12 protein-coding genes are annotated in these 13,485 nt (G+C 62.5%); 5 read left to right on the forward strand and 7 right to left on the reverse strand.

Annotated features, from left to right (window positions below):
* The first annotated feature begins 6 nt into the window (after positions 1 to 6).
* The 5 genes from betI to QCE79_RS30305 all read left to right on the forward strand — a co-directional run bounded on the left by betI (position 7) and on the right by QCE79_RS30305 (position 5,468).
* Complete coding sequence (gene betI, locus QCE79_RS30285) at positions 7 to 594, forward strand: transcriptional regulator BetI (RefSeq protein WP_309850228.1); 588 nt, start codon at positions 7 to 9, stop codon at positions 592 to 594.
* Between the two features lie 27 nt (positions 595 to 621).
* Positions 622 to 2,082, forward strand: a complete 1,461-nt coding sequence (gene betB / locus QCE79_RS30290; RefSeq protein ID WP_309850230.1) for a betaine-aldehyde dehydrogenase — start codon at positions 622 to 624, stop codon at positions 2,080 to 2,082.
* Positions 2,083 to 2,092: 10 nt separating this feature from the next.
* Positions 2,093 to 3,835 (forward strand): choline dehydrogenase, encoded by a 1,743-nt coding sequence (gene betA, locus QCE79_RS30295; protein ID WP_309850232.1) that lies wholly within the window; start codon positions 2,093 to 2,095, stop codon positions 3,833 to 3,835.
* A gap of 274 nt (positions 3,836 to 4,109) precedes the next feature.
* Positions 4,110 to 4,247: a hypothetical protein gene (locus QCE79_RS30300; protein ID WP_244829032.1), complete on the forward strand. Its 138-nt coding sequence runs from the start codon at positions 4,110 to 4,112 to the stop codon at positions 4,245 to 4,247.
* Positions 4,248 to 4,280: 33 nt separating this feature from the next.
* Complete coding sequence (locus QCE79_RS30305; protein WP_309850235.1) at positions 4,281 to 5,468, forward strand: porin; 1,188 nt, start codon at positions 4,281 to 4,283, stop codon at positions 5,466 to 5,468.
* A 16-nt stretch (positions 5,469 to 5,484) separates the two neighbouring features.
* Here QCE79_RS30305 and QCE79_RS30310 read toward each other — a convergent pair whose 3' ends face one another.
* From QCE79_RS30310 to QCE79_RS30340, 7 genes are all read right to left on the reverse strand, one after another.
* The gene (locus tag QCE79_RS30310; RefSeq protein ID WP_250466417.1) at positions 5,485 to 7,074 is read right to left on the reverse strand and encodes a glycerol-3-phosphate dehydrogenase/oxidase; all 1,590 of its coding nucleotides are present in this window, start codon (positions 7,072 to 7,074) and stop codon (positions 5,485 to 5,487) included.
* A 198-nt stretch (positions 7,075 to 7,272) separates the two neighbouring features.
* Positions 7,273 to 8,691, reverse strand: coding sequence for an MFS transporter (locus tag QCE79_RS30315; RefSeq protein WP_244829029.1), 1,419 nt, complete (start codon positions 8,689 to 8,691; stop codon positions 7,273 to 7,275).
* A 126-nt stretch (positions 8,692 to 8,817) separates the two neighbouring features.
* On the reverse strand, positions 8,818 to 9,081 hold the full coding sequence (locus QCE79_RS30320) for a hypothetical protein (protein WP_309850239.1): 264 nt from the start codon (positions 9,079 to 9,081) through the stop codon (positions 8,818 to 8,820).
* Positions 9,082 to 9,092: 11 nt separating this feature from the next.
* Positions 9,093 to 9,527: a dihydroneopterin aldolase gene (locus QCE79_RS30325; protein ID WP_309850241.1), complete on the reverse strand. Its 435-nt coding sequence runs from the start codon at positions 9,525 to 9,527 to the stop codon at positions 9,093 to 9,095.
* Complete coding sequence (locus QCE79_RS30330) at positions 9,524 to 10,177, reverse strand: sarcosine oxidase subunit gamma (RefSeq protein WP_250466411.1); 654 nt, start codon at positions 10,175 to 10,177, stop codon at positions 9,524 to 9,526. The genes QCE79_RS30325 and QCE79_RS30330 overlap by 4 nt, the downstream gene beginning before the upstream one ends.
* A complete protein-coding gene (locus tag QCE79_RS30335) occupies positions 10,167 to 13,169 on the reverse strand; it encodes a sarcosine oxidase subunit alpha family protein (RefSeq protein ID WP_309850243.1) in 3,003 nt (1,000 codons plus the stop codon). The genes QCE79_RS30330 and QCE79_RS30335 overlap by 11 nt, the downstream gene beginning before the upstream one ends.
* A complete protein-coding gene (locus tag QCE79_RS30340; protein WP_244829024.1) occupies positions 13,166 to 13,468 on the reverse strand; it encodes a sarcosine oxidase subunit delta in 303 nt (100 codons plus the stop codon). Before QCE79_RS30340 ends, QCE79_RS30335 begins: the two co-directional genes overlap by 4 nt.
* Positions 13,469 to 13,485: the final 17 nt, after the last annotated feature.

The raw sequence follows: 13,485 nt of genomic DNA on the forward strand, positions 1-13,485 counted from the left end.
CGACCAATGCCCAAACTCGGAATGCGCGAGATTCGTCGCGCGCAACTCATCGACGCGACCTTGCAGACCATCGACGAAGCGGGCCTCGGCGGTGCGACGCTCACCTCGGTGGCGCAGCGCGCGAGTACATCGACGGGAATCGTCAGTCACTATTTCGGCGACAAGGACGGGCTGCTTGAAGCCACCATGCGTCATGTGCTGCGCAATCTCTGGCAGGCCACGTCGCGTCGCCGCAAGGCCGCGAAAGCCGAGCCGCGTGCGAAGTTGCGCGCAGTGGTCGCCGCGAATTTCGATGTCGAACAGGTGAACGGCCCCGCCATGAAGACATGGCTCGCGTTCTGGTCCGAAAGCATGCACAAGCCCGAGTTGCGGCGTTTGCAGCGTGTCAACACGCGGCGACTCTATTCGAATCTATGCGCGGACTTCTCGCGCGCCTTGACGAAGCCCGCCGCGCGCCGTGCGGCCAGCGGTCTTGCCGCGCTTATCGACGGTCTCTGGCTGCGCGGCGCGCTTGCAGGCGAACCGTTCGATACGAAGTCGGCGTTGCGCCTCGCTTACGACTACATCGACCTGGTGCTCGAAGCGCGCGGCTAAAACCCTCCATCCTCAAAGGAGCACGACTTGGAAGAGCAACGCCTTTACATCGGCGGCGCATACGTCGATGCCACGAGCGGCGAAACCTTCGTCACGCTCGATCCCGCCACCGGTGAATCCATCGCGCATGTGCAGCAGGCGTCGCAAGCGGATGTCGATCGCGCCGTGCACGCAGCACACGAAGGGCAACGCGAATGGGCCGCCATGACCGCGATGCAGCGCTCCCGCATCCTGCGACGCACCGTCGACCTGCTACGCGCGCGCAACGACGAACTCGCCGCGCTCGAAACGCGCGACACCGGCAAGCCGATTGCGGAGACGCGCGCCGTGGATATCGTCACCGGCGCGGATGTGATCGAGTATTACGCGGGACTCGCGACGGCCATCGAAGGCACGCAGATACCGCTGCGCGAATCGTCGTTCATCTATACGCGACGCGAGCCGCTTGGCGTGTGCGCGGGCATCGGCGCATGGAATTATCCGATCCAGATAGCTTGCTGGAAGTCTGCGCCCGCGCTCGCGGCCGGCAACGCGATGATCTTCAAGCCAAGCGAGATCACGCCACTCACCGCGCTGAAGCTCGCGGAGATTTATACCGAAGCGGGCGTGCCCGCCGGCGTCTTCAATGTGGTTCAAGGCGATGGCCGCGTGGGTGCCATGCTCGCGGAACATGCGGGTATCGAGAAGATATCGTTCACGGGCGGGGTGCAAACCGGCAAGAAGGTCATGGCGCATGCGGGCGGCTCGACGCTCAAGGAAGTGACGATGGAACTGGGTGGCAAGTCGCCGCTCATCGTATTTCACGACGCCAATCTCGAACGCGCCGCCGACATTGCCATGAGCGCGAACTTCTTTAGCTCGGGACAGGTATGCACGAACGGCACGCGCGTGTTCGTCGAGCGCGGCGTGATCGAACGCTTCGAAGCGCTGGTGCTGGAGCGCGTAAAGCGCATTCGCATTGGCGCGCCGGATGATCCGCTCACCAACTTCGGCCCGCTTGCAAGCGCGGCGCAACTGCATAAAGTGCTCGGCTTTATCGAAAGCGGCAAGCGCGAAGGCGCGCGACTCATCGCCGGCGGCGCGCGCATGAGCGATGGTGCATTCGCGCGCGGCCAGTATGTCGCACCGACCGTGTTTGCCGATTGCCGCGACGACATGCGTATCGTGCGCGAGGAAATCTTCGGACCGGTGATGAGCATTCTTGCCTTCGACGACGAAGACGAAGTCATCGCGCGCGCAAACGATACCGAATACGGACTTGCGGCGGGCGTGGTCACGGAGAACATATCGCGTGCGCATCGCGTGATTCATCGGTTGCAAGCGGGTATCTGCTGGATCAACACATGGGGCGAATCGCCCGCGGAAATGCCCGTGGGCGGCTACAAGCAATCGGGCGTGGGGCGCGAAAACGGCATCGTGACGCTCAATGCCTACACGCGCATCAAGTCCGTGCAGGTCGAGCTCGGGCCTTATCAGCCCGTGTTTTAAGGAGCTTTCGATGAGCGCGATGGAATACGACTACATCATCGTGGGCGCGGGATCGGCGGGCAACGTGCTTGCCTCGCGTCTTACCGAAGACGAGGACGTGACGGTGCTGCTGCTCGAAGCGGGCGGCCCGGATTATCGCTTCGACTTTCGCACGCAGATGCCGGCGGCGCTTGCGTATCCGCTGCAAGGGCGGCGCTACAACTGGGCGTATGAAACCGAGCCCGAACCGCATATGAACGATCGTCGCATGGAATGCGGACGCGGCAAGGGACTCGGCGGATCGTCGCTCATCAACGGCATGTGCTACATACGCGGCAATGCGCTCGACTACGACAACTGGGCCACGCGGCCGGGTCTTGCAAACTGGAGCTATCTCGACTGTCTGCCGTATTTCCGCAAAGCGGAGACACGCGATATCGGTGCGAACGATTATCACGGTGGCGACGGTCCCGTTTATGTCACGACCAGCAAACCCGGCAACAATCCACTCTTCGCGGCGATGGTCGAAGCAGGCGTGCAGGCGGGTTATCCGCGTACGGACGATCTCAACGGCTATCGGCAAGAAGGCTTTGGACCGATGGATCGTACCGTCACGCCGAACGGAAGGCGCGCGAGCACGGCGCGTGGTTATCTGGATCACGCGAAGCATCGCGGCAATCTCACGATAGTTACGCATGCAACTACTGACCGTGTGTTGTTCGCGGGCAAGCGCGCGTCTGGCGTGGCTTATCTGCATGGCGCGCAACGCGTGCGCGCGCATGCGCGGCGTGAAGTGCTCATATGCAGCGGCGCCATTGCTTCGCCGCAATTGCTGCAGCGTTCCGGTGTCGGGCGTTCGAGCTGGCTCAGGGAACTCGAGATTCCCGTGGTGCACGATCTGCCGGGAGTCGGTGAGAATCTGCAGGATCACCTCGAGATGTACATGCAATACGAATGCAAGGAGCCGGTCTCGCTTTATCCTGCGCTGCAACTGCGTAATCAGCCTGCTATTGGGCTCGAATGGCTTCTGAAGGGCACGGGCATAGGCGCGAGCAATCAGTTCGAGGCGGGCGGTTTCATCCGCACGCGCGATGACGATCCGTGGCCGAACATCCAGTATCACTTTCTGCCGGTGGCGATCAATTACAACGGTTCGAACGCCATCGAGATGCATGGGTTTCAGGCGCATGTCGGGTCGATGCGATCGCCCAGCCGTGGACGCGTCAAGCTCACGTCACGCGACCCGCACGCGCATCCGGGCATCCTCTTCAACTACATGGCCGATCCGCTCGACTGGCGCGAGTTCCGCGATGCGCTTCGCATCACGCGCGAAATCATGCAGCAGCCGGCGCTCAGCAAGTATCGCGGACGCGAGTTGAATCCCGGCGCAAAGCGCATGAGCGACCGGGATCTGGATGCCTTCATCCGCGCGAAAGCGGAGACCGCATATCACCCGTCGTGCTCGTGCAAGATGGGTTACGACGATATGGCCGTGGTCGATGCCGAAGGACGCGTGCACGGCATGGAAGGCTTGCGCGTAGTGGATGCGTCGATCATGCCGCAGATCACGACGGGCAATCTCAACGCGCCGACCATCATGCTCGCGGAAAAGATCGCGGATCGCATTCGCGGGCGCGAAGCCTTGCCACGCGTCGAGACGCCGTACTTCGTGGCGAACGGCAAGCGCGCGCGCGACAGCGGCTGGTTGCAGAAGGAACTGGTCGAGCGTGCGAAAAGTGACGTGACGAGCGACTCCGCCACCTCGCGCATCTGAGCATTTCCAGAGAAACCTCCTCCGAGCCGAACTCTTCGGCTCGATAACCGGCGGCGACCTTTGCATCCGACGCATGGTTTTCCCTAGTGCCTCGTCTTCATCTCAATTATTACGATCGCAGCCCATTCGTATTCCGAAGCGTTCCCGTCGCCGTACCGAATGAAATAAATGTGACGGCTAAAGCGAAGGGCGTCGCGGCGAACAAGGCCGCTGGCGCGTGCGAATACACAGCGACCACGAAACGTTGCGAATCGCCGTCGAACGAGCAGGTAACATGCCGCGCTCGCAGAACGAAGTGCGCATCAGCGTGCCCGCTTCCGACGCGCGCCGTGCTTCATGCACGAATGGCACGGTGATCAGTGAGCGCACCGAACAGGGTTGGCTACATCTGACCTTGAACATCAACATTTGATCAACACTTTTGAACTGAAGGACCGAAGTAGCAATGCAAGTCTCAAAGCTTCAATCCACGCGCGCGCTTGCCATCGCGTGTCTGCCGCTCGCAGCGGCGGTCGTGTCCGCATCGGCGGCAGCGCAGAGCAGCGTCACGTTGTACGGCGTAGTCGATAATGCCTTCGCCTATGCCAGCAATCAGCGCGGCTCGTCGAACGTGTATATGTCGCAAGGCAGTTTGCAGGCGAGCAAGTTTGGCCTGCTGGGCGCGGAAGATCTCGGCGGCGGCACAAAAGCCGTGTTTCGTCTGGAGAGCGGCTTCAATTCCCTGAACGGCGCAGCGGCAAGCTCCGCGGGCATGTTCAATCGACAAGCCTATGCCGGTCTCTCCAACGACCGTTACGGCACGCTGACGCTCGGGCGGCAATACACGCCCTACTTCAATCTCGTCGGTGCGCTCGGTCCGACCAGCGCGCTCACGGGCGCGACCGGCGCACATCCCGGCGATGTCGATGCGCTCGACACCACACTGCGCTTCAATAACTCGGTCTCGTATGTCTCGCCAAACGTCGCGGGTCTGACGCTCGCCGCACAAGCCGGGCTCGGCGGCGAAGCCGGCAGCATTGCGAGCGGCTCCAACCTCAGCGCGGCGTTGCGCTACGACTTCAAGCCCGTCTCGATCGCGGCGGGTTATGTGCACCTCAAAGACGTCGCGACGAGCAGCGCCATCGGCAGCTTCGCCAACAATTCGCCGATCAACAACGGCTACGCCACGTCGGGCGGCGTGCAGATGATCGCCGCTGCCGCGCGCTACACGCTCAAGGACCTGATGGTGGGTCTGAACTATTCGAACGTGCAATACGCACCGGGCGCGCACTCATTGTTCTCGGACGAAGCCGTGTTCAACTCGTACGGCGCGATTGCGTCGTATCGTTTCACGCCTGCTTTCGCCGCAGCGGCGGGCTACAGCTACACACGGGCCAGCAAGTCGAACGGCGTGAATGACCCGGCGCGTTATCAACAGATTTCGCTGGAGCAGACGTATGCTTTGTCCGCGCGCACCACGTTCTACGCGTTGCAGGCTTATCAGCACGCGAGCGGTCAGTCTTTGATCGCAAATGGCGCGGGCCGTGTGAGAATTTCGGATGCAGTCGCGGTGGTCGGCGATTCGCAGAACACCACGCCGTCGTCCGGGCCGTCGCAGTTCATCGCGATGATCGGCATGCGGCACGCGTTCTGACGCTCACTTCAGCGCATCAACGCAAGGTCCAGTTTCGGGCGAAGGCTTCGAAACTGGCAACTTGCGCGGACTGCCACGCAGCGTCGCGGCCGAGTTCCTGAGCCATGATGCGCGCCACTTCGGGCGCCGCCGCACGTGCTGCGGCGGCATCCAGAAAGAGCGCGCGATTACGGCGCGCAAGCACGTCTTCGACCGAACGCGCCAGCTCCGCGCGCACCGCGAAACGCGTTTGCGCTTCGGTCAGGCCGCCTGCTTCGACGAGCAACGTGTCCGCGCCCGGCAATCGTTCAATGATCCCCGCATCCGAACCGTAGTACCCGCTTTGCACGCCCGTTGCGCCATGCAAGGGCAACGAGCGCGTGCGGCATGGCGCAGCCGCCAACAGACCGTTTGCAATGGCCAGATCGACCACTTGTTCCGCCATCAGTCGATACGTCGTCCACTTGCCGCCCGTCACCGTGATCATTCCGGTGGAACTCGATTCGATCGTATGCTCGCGCGACAGCGCCGCCGTCGACGCGCCGCTATCGCCCTTCACGAGCGGACGCAGGCCGGCCCACACGCTCAAGACATCGTCGCGCGTCGGTTTGAGCGAGAGATAATCTGCCGCCGAACTCAGGATGAAGTCGATCTCCGCGTCGCTTGCACGCGGTTCGAGCGGCACGTCGCTCTGCGGTGTATCCGTCGTGCCGACGATAGTCTGCCCATGCCACGGCACCACGAACAGCACACGGCCGTCTTTCGTCTTCGGCACGAGAATGGCGTTATCGCTTTTGAGGAAGCGGCCGGGCAACGTGAGATGCACGCCCTGACTCGGCGCCACGATGGGACGCGCGCGGGGATCGTCCATTGCGCGAATGGCATCCACCCAGACGCCGGTTGCGTTGACCACGCAGCGGGCGCGCACTGAGAAGGCATCGCCCGTTTCGGTGTCTTCGAAGGCAATCCGATGCGTCCTGTCCGCGCGATCCACCTCGATACCGCGCACTGCCGCATTGTTCAGTGCGATGCCGCCGAGATCGAAAACCGTGCGCGCGAGTGCAATGGCGAGGCGCGCGTCGTCGAACTGGCCGTCATAGTAGAGCGTGCCGCCACGGAGCGCGCGGCCCTGCAGATTGCCGGCGAGCATGGGCGCCTTGTCGTGCGTTTCGCGCAGACCGAGACCACGACTCGGCGCGAGATTCAATGCGCCCGCAAGCCAGTCGTAGACCTTCAAGCCGGCGCCGTAGAACAGCTTGTCGGTTAAGCGGTAAGCGGGCACGACGAAACCCAGCGCGTTCACCAGATGCGGCGCATTGCGTGCAAGCAGCCCTCGTTCATGCAAAGCCTCGCGCACGAGCGGGATGTTGCCTTGCGCGAGATAACGCACGCCGCCGTGCACGAGCTTGGTCGCCTTACTCGACGTGCCCTTCGCGAAGTCCCGCGCTTCGAGCAGCAAGGTGCGATAGCCGCGCGACGCGGCATCGACAGCCGTGCCTAGACCGCTCGCGCCGCCGCCGATCACCACGATATCCCAGCACGCGGTCCGGTCGATTTCGCGAAGGAGCGTCGCGCGATCGGGCGGCGTGATTGCCTGCATGTCAGGCTGCGCGGGATGCTTGTTCATCGGGGAAATCCCGCGCGCGAGGTCGATCGAACAACATGGCGCGGGACTGGTTGCCGCTTGGGTCCGGGCAAGAATAAACGTGTCATACGCTGGCTTTGTCCCGTCTCTCGCCGATTTTCGTTTTGAAGTGAGATGTTCGTTTTTTTACATCGTACCATCGGCCTTCGGGATCATCGGTGTGGGCCACGCCGCGATCCCTCACTCCCGAGCCGAAACCAGCACCCCGCTCCCTTCCACCACCTCCGCCTCCGAAACCAGCGTCTCCAGCGCGAGCCCGCGCGTCTCGATCCCAAGAATCCAAACCGCCGACGCCGCCACCACAAAACAGGCGGCGCCCAGCGAAAAGACTCCGCCCTGTCCGAAGACCGGCAACACGACGCCAACGACATAAGGCCCGATCAACGACCCGACACGCCCGATCGCCGATGCAAACCCCGACCCCGTCGCGCGCGCGCCGGTCCCATACAACTCTGGCGTATAGGTATAAAGCACGGCCCACATCGCGAAGAGGAAGAACTGCATGGCAAGTCCCGCGCAGATCAGGAGCGTCGGCGTTTCGGCATGCAACGCGGTCTGGCCATACAAGTACGCCATCAACCCGCTACCCAAAAGTGATGCAATGCAAGTCGGCTTGCGTCCCCACCGTTCCACGAGCCACGCCGCACACAAGAAACCCGGCACGCCGCCAAGCGAGATCAGCACCGTATAAAGCACGGACTTCGTGACGGCAAAACCGGCCTGTTGCATCAACGCGCCGAGCCACGACGTCAATCCATAGAAGCCAAGCAACGCAAAGAACCAAAGCGCCCAAACCATGATCGTGCGACGCCTGTATGCCGCACTCCAGATCTCACGAAACGCTCCAGATCCCTTCCTGACAGGCGGTTCCGCCAGCATCGAAGGCGCAGGCAACGCACGCAAGCCGCTAGCCCTCATGACCTTCGCCTCGACTTCATCGAGCACGCGATCCGCTTCTTCGATACGTCCGTGATGTTCGAGCCATCGCGGCGACTCGGGCACCACGCGCCGCACGATCAGCACGAACACCGCGGGTATTGCGAGCAACGCAAACTCGGTGCGCCAGCCAAACTGCGGCAACACGAAGTACGACACCACGCCCGACGCGATGAATCCCAGCGGCCAGAAGCCATCCATCAACGCAATCAGCCTGCCGCGTGAAGCCGTCGGCACGAACTCGGAGAGCAACGTCTGCGCGATAGGAAACTCCATTCCCATGCCGATACCAAGCAGCACGCGATAGAAGATCAACGCATCGACGGAATGCGCCGTCGAGCACAGGTACGACGCCAGTCCCCACAGCACCATGCTCCACTGGAACACGGGCCGGCGTCCGAAGCGGTCCGCAAGCAAGCCCGCGACGGCCGCGCCGAGCACCATGCCGAAGAAGCTTGCGCTTGCAACGAGGCCCGCAGTCGCGGTCGACAAACCGAACTCCGTCTTGATCGAACCGAGCACGAAGGTCATCGTGCCGAGGTCCACCGAATCGAAGAAAAACGCAACGGCAATGATGATGAAAATGGTGCGGTGATACCCGGAGAACGGCAGGCGTTCTAGCCGTGCAGCAGCGCTCGCGCGCGATTGCGTGGCGGTGGACATGTCATCCCTCTCTCGATGCGGCGCTAACCGCGTGGACGTGGCGTACAGAAGTCAAAGCGTTTTCAGTAGACGCCGACATAAATCCGCAACATAGAAGATTCGCGTCATCGGGATGGAACGTACGCGTCATGCGTCATAGCGTGCGCGCGCCGCCGCGGCAATACGCATGAGCGCATCCACGCTGAGCCTTGCAGCGATGTTCTTCACGTACTCGTGGTGACGCGCATCGAGCGGCGCGTCGAGATACTGCGCATGCAGATAGCGAATCAACGCAATCCGCCGATGCTTCAACGCAATGCTGCGTTCGAGAAGCGCGAGCGCCGCGTTCGCATCGCGCTCCTTGACCGCGCGCTCGGAAAGCAACGCCGCCGTGTCGCGCGATGAAGTCATCGTCGTGAAGGTCAGGAAGCTTGAAGCGCGGCTGCGTTCTGTGCGCGCCACGCGTCGAAATCGGCACGACGCCAGTCGAGTTCCAACGCAAGACGGCGCGTGCCTTCACGAATCTTGGGCTTATGCAACGCGAGCGTGAGACCGTCGAGCGCGGGCCATTCATCGAAGGAGAACGCGGCGATTTCCATCGCGAGCGTTTCGAGCAAACGCGTATGCGGCTTCGTTTCGAGAAACGCACTCACGCGATCGCACCACGCTTCGTAATCGATAAGACCATCCGTCGATTCATGCGGCGTGCTTCGATAGCGCAGGCTTGCATCGATAGCAACCGGCTGCGGCGCACGATGCTCATGTTCGTACAAGCCGACGCGCGTCGTCACCATCAGTTCATCGACGACGACGCGCCAGCCCTGTCCGCCCATGGCAAGCAGTTCGAACGGCTTCATGCGAGCAAGGGCTCGGCGGCATCGAGCATGATCTTCACGAAGTAGTCCGCGAAGCTGCGGCGGATGATCAGTTCGAAGCGGTCACCGCCCAACGGCACGAGCGTGAGCGAAGCCTTGAAGTAATGACTCTGCGCGCACTGGCCTTCGCCGAATACTTTCGGATGCAGGTCGAGCGGGCATCCGCGTGAAAGGACATCGCGCGTGCGCGGCCCATCGATTTCGAGCACCGTATAACCGCTGCCGATATCCACCGCTGCCGCGAACGCGCCCTTGAACGCGTCGCGCAACTTCGCTTCGAGCGGCGCGGGGCGTGCGGCATCGTGCGCGGTCAGTGAGCGCACGAGCCATTCATCGGGGCCGAGCCACAGCATGTCGTAGCCATTGCCGCGCGCGGTGGTGTTCGGTTTGTCGGGCGGCGCGCAGCCAATCACGCTTTGCACGGCCTGCACGAAGGCCGCATCGCGCGTATCGCCACGCACGTTGACGAGTTGGAGAAACGGCCGCTCGGAAAGACGAAACGCTTTCGGCGAGCCCGCCTGATGTGCCTTCAGCAACGCATCCGCGCCGACGAGCGGTGACTCCTGCCACACCCCTTGTCCAACCGTGACGCGATCGACGACCGTCGAGGAACCTCTGGTTTCATTCCACATGCTGACGTGCTCCTTCGCTGTCGTAGAACACCGAACTGGTGATTTTTGCGTTGATCTGCTTGCCGCTCGAAAGCGGAATGGTGACCGCCTCGCCGATCTTGTCGAGACCGCCCTTCACCACGGCAAGCGCAATCGAGCGCTTCAAAATAGGGCTGAAATAGCTCGATGTGACATGACCGAGCATTGGCGCCGAGTCGCCCTGGAACGGACCCGCGACGATCTGCGAGCCTTCCGGAATGACAAACGAAGGATCGTCCGAGAGCAGACCGACGAACTGCTTGCGTCCCGGCTTGGCGGTGTCCGAACGCGTGAGCGAACGCTTGCCGATGAAGTCCTTCGACTTCGCGACTAGCCCGCCCATGCCGAGGTCGTAAGGCGTCATCGAGCCGTCCGTATCCTGGCCGACGATGATGTAGCCCTTCTCCGCACGCACCACGTGCATGGTTTCGGTGCCGTAGGGCGTGATGTCGAATTCCGCGCCCGCTTCCATGATGGCTTCCCACACCGCGCGTCCGACATTGGCCGGCACGTTCACTTCATACGCGAGTTCGCCCGAGAAGCTGATGCGCATCACACGCGCCGATGCACCCGCCACCGTGCCCTCGCGATAGCTCATGAACGGGAACGCGGCATTCGCGAAGTCGATGTCGTGACACACCTTTTGCAGCACCTTGCGGCTGTTCGGTCCCACGACCGCGAACGTGGCCCAGTGATCCGTCACGGAGGCAAGCCGCACGCGCATGTCGGGCCATTCGGTTTGCAGCCAGCGTTCGAGCCACGTGAGTACGCGCGCCGCGCCGCCCGTGGTGGTCGTCATCATGTAATGCTGGTCGGCCAGGCGCACGGTCACGCCGTCGTCGAAGATCATGCCGTTTTCGTCGAGCATGAGACCGTAGCGGCACTTGCCGACTTCGAGCTTGCTCCACGGATTCGTATAGACCCAGTTCAGCAACTGAGCCGCATCCGGGCCTTGAATGTCGATCTTGCCGAGCGTCGATGCATCGAGAATGCCGACGCTTTCGCGCACTGCGAGCGATTCGCGCGCGACTGCCGCGTACATATCCTCGCCCGCCTTCGGGTAGTACCAGGGACGCTTCCAGTTGCCGACATCCTCGAACGCGGCGCCGTTCTGAACGTGCCATTCGTGAACCGCCGTCTTGCGCACCGGATCGAGAAACTCGCCCAGTTCGCGGCCCGCGAACGTGCCGAATGAAACCGGCGTGTAGTTCGGGCGGAAGGTCGTCGTGCCGGTCTCGGGAATCGTCTTGTTCAGAGCTTGCGCGAGAATCGCCATGCCGTTGATGTTGCCGAGCTTGCCTTGATCGGTGCCGAAGCCCATCGCCGTATAACGCTTCACGTGCTCGACCGATTCGAAGCCTTCACGCGCCGCGAGAAAGATGTCGGCAGCAGAGACGTCGTTCTGGAAGTCGATGAACTGCTTGGGGCCGCGCGTCGCGAGTTCGCGTCCACCGACGAGCCACAACGGCAACAACGGCGCTTCCGTGATCTCGGCCACTTGCACCGGATTCGGCCGCGCGACGATAAGCCCTGCCGCGCGCGCTGCGTCGGCGCCCGCATCGAGTGCGAAGCGGATGCCGCGCGCCAGCGAGAACTCGCCCGCGCACGCGCCCACGCTGCTTTCCAGTTGCATGGCCTTGCCGGGGACGAAGCAGGCTTTATCCTCGTGCCAGTGCGCCTTGCCGCCCGATTGCGCGAAGAGATGCAACACGGGACTCCAGCCGCCCGACATCGCCACGAGGTCGCATTGCAGGTCGGACTGCTTCGCGCCGACTTGCCCCTTCGCATAAGCCGCGACTTCCACTGACGACACGCGCAGCTTGCCGTGCGCCGCCGTGATGACCGCATCGTTGATGACGCGCACGCCATAGCGACGCGCGGCAGCAGGCAACGCGCCTTTCGTTTCCGCCGGCCGCGGATCGACGACCGTGACGTCCGCGCCGGCCGCCTTCAGATCGAGCGCGCACTGATACGCGTCATCGTTGTTGGTGAACACGACCGCGCGACGTCCCGGCAACACCGCATAGCGATGCAGATACGTCGATATGGCGGAAGCCATCATCACGCCCGGCAAATCGTTGTTGCCGAACACGATAGGCCGCTCGTGCGCGCCCGTCGCGAGAATCACGCGCTTGGCGCGCACCTTCCACAGCAGTTCACGCGTGCCCTTGCGCAACGACACCGGCAGATGCTCGGTCAGACGCTGCGTGATGGTCACGAGGTTGTGATCCTGATAGCCGAACGCCGTGCTGCGCGAAAGTACCTTCACGTCGGGCATTTTGCGCAGTTCGGCTTCGATCTTCTGCACCCATTGCAGCGCGGGCTTGCCATCGATCTCCGCGCGGCACGAGAGCAACGAGCCGCCGAGTTCGCTTTGATCGTCGACGAGAATAACGCGCGCGCCCGACAAACCCGCCGCATGCGCCGCCGCGAGTCCCGAAGGACCGCCGCCGACCACGAGCACGTCGCAATGCGCGAAGCACTTGTCGTAACGATCCGCGTCGCGTTGCTCGGGCGCCTTGCCGAGACCCGCTGCATCGCGAATCACTTCTTCGTACTTCGGCCAGAATTTGCGCGGCCACATGAAGGTCTTGTAGTAGAAGCCCGCTGGAATGAAGCGCGCGATCTTCTGATTCACGGCCATGCGATCGTTCTCGATGCTCGGCTTCGCATTCACACTCGTCGCGACGAGTCCCTGATACAGCTCAATTTCGGTGGCACGCGCATTGGGCACCGTGTACGCGCCGGTTTCGAGCTGCACGACGGCATTCGGCTCTTCCACACCTGCCGTGACGATGCCGCGGGGCCGGTGATACTTCCAGCTACGCGCAACGAAATGCTGGCCGTTGGCGAGCAGCGCGGAGGCGAGCGTATCGCCTTGAAAACCCTGATACGTCTTGCCGTTGAAGGTGAACGTCAACGCAATCGCGCGGTTGATGCGTCCACCCGCGCCGAGTCGGTCTTTCTGGCTCATTTCGACGTGCCTCCGTTATTCGTGTCCATCACGGCAAGCGGACGGTCGAACGTCTCGTAGCCCTGAATCTCGTATGAAACCGTATCGCGCTGCGCCTTGAACCAGCGACGGCAGCCTTGCGCATGCATCCATTGTTCGCGATGCTTGCCGCGCGAGTTCTTGCGCATGAAGAGGTAATCGCCCCATTCCTTGTCGGTGAGCTTGTCCGTTTCGAGCGGGCGCGCGATATCCGCTTCGCCGCCGCAGGAAAATTCGCTTTCGGCGCGCGGGCCGCACCAGGGGCATTCGATCAGCAACATGTTCCTAACTCCCTAAA

It is taken from the genome of Caballeronia sp. LZ003 (assembly GCF_031451465.1).
In the GTDB taxonomy this organism is placed as follows: Bacteria; Pseudomonadota; Gammaproteobacteria; order Burkholderiales; family Burkholderiaceae; genus Caballeronia.

Bases quoted from the DNA above. Each gene is read 5' to 3' on its own strand.
- QCE79_RS30310 (WP_250466417.1), bottom strand. From the start codon at position 7,074: ATGAACAAGCATCCCGCGCAGCCTGACATGCAGGCAATCACGCCGCCC.
- QCE79_RS30305 (WP_309850235.1), top strand. From the start codon at position 4,281: ATGCAAGTCTCAAAGCTTCAATCCACGCGCGCGCTTGCCATCGCGTGT.
- QCE79_RS30315 (WP_244829029.1), bottom strand. From the start codon at position 8,691: ATGTCCACCGCCACGCAATCGCGCGCGAGCGCTGCTGCACGGCTAGAA.
- QCE79_RS30325 (WP_309850241.1), bottom strand. From the start codon at position 9,527: ATGAAGCCGTTCGAACTGCTTGCCATGGGCGGACAGGGCTGGCGCGTC.
- QCE79_RS30340 (WP_244829024.1), bottom strand. From the start codon at position 13,468: ATGTTGCTGATCGAATGCCCCTGGTGCGGCCCGCGCGCCGAAAGCGAA.
- QCE79_RS30320 (WP_309850239.1), bottom strand. From the start codon at position 9,081: ATGACTTCATCGCGCGACACGGCGGCGTTGCTTTCCGAGCGCGCGGTC.
- QCE79_RS30330 (WP_250466411.1), bottom strand. From the start codon at position 10,177: ATGTGGAATGAAACCAGAGGTTCCTCGACGGTCGTCGATCGCGTCACG.
- QCE79_RS30300 (WP_244829032.1), top strand. From the start codon at position 4,110: ATGCCGCGCTCGCAGAACGAAGTGCGCATCAGCGTGCCCGCTTCCGAC.
- betA (WP_309850232.1), top strand. From the start codon at position 2,093: ATGAGCGCGATGGAATACGACTACATCATCGTGGGCGCGGGATCGGCG.
- betI (WP_309850228.1), top strand. From the start codon at position 7: ATGCCCAAACTCGGAATGCGCGAGATTCGTCGCGCGCAACTCATCGAC.
- QCE79_RS30335 (WP_309850243.1), bottom strand. From the start codon at position 13,169: ATGAGCCAGAAAGACCGACTCGGCGCGGGTGGACGCATCAACCGCGCG.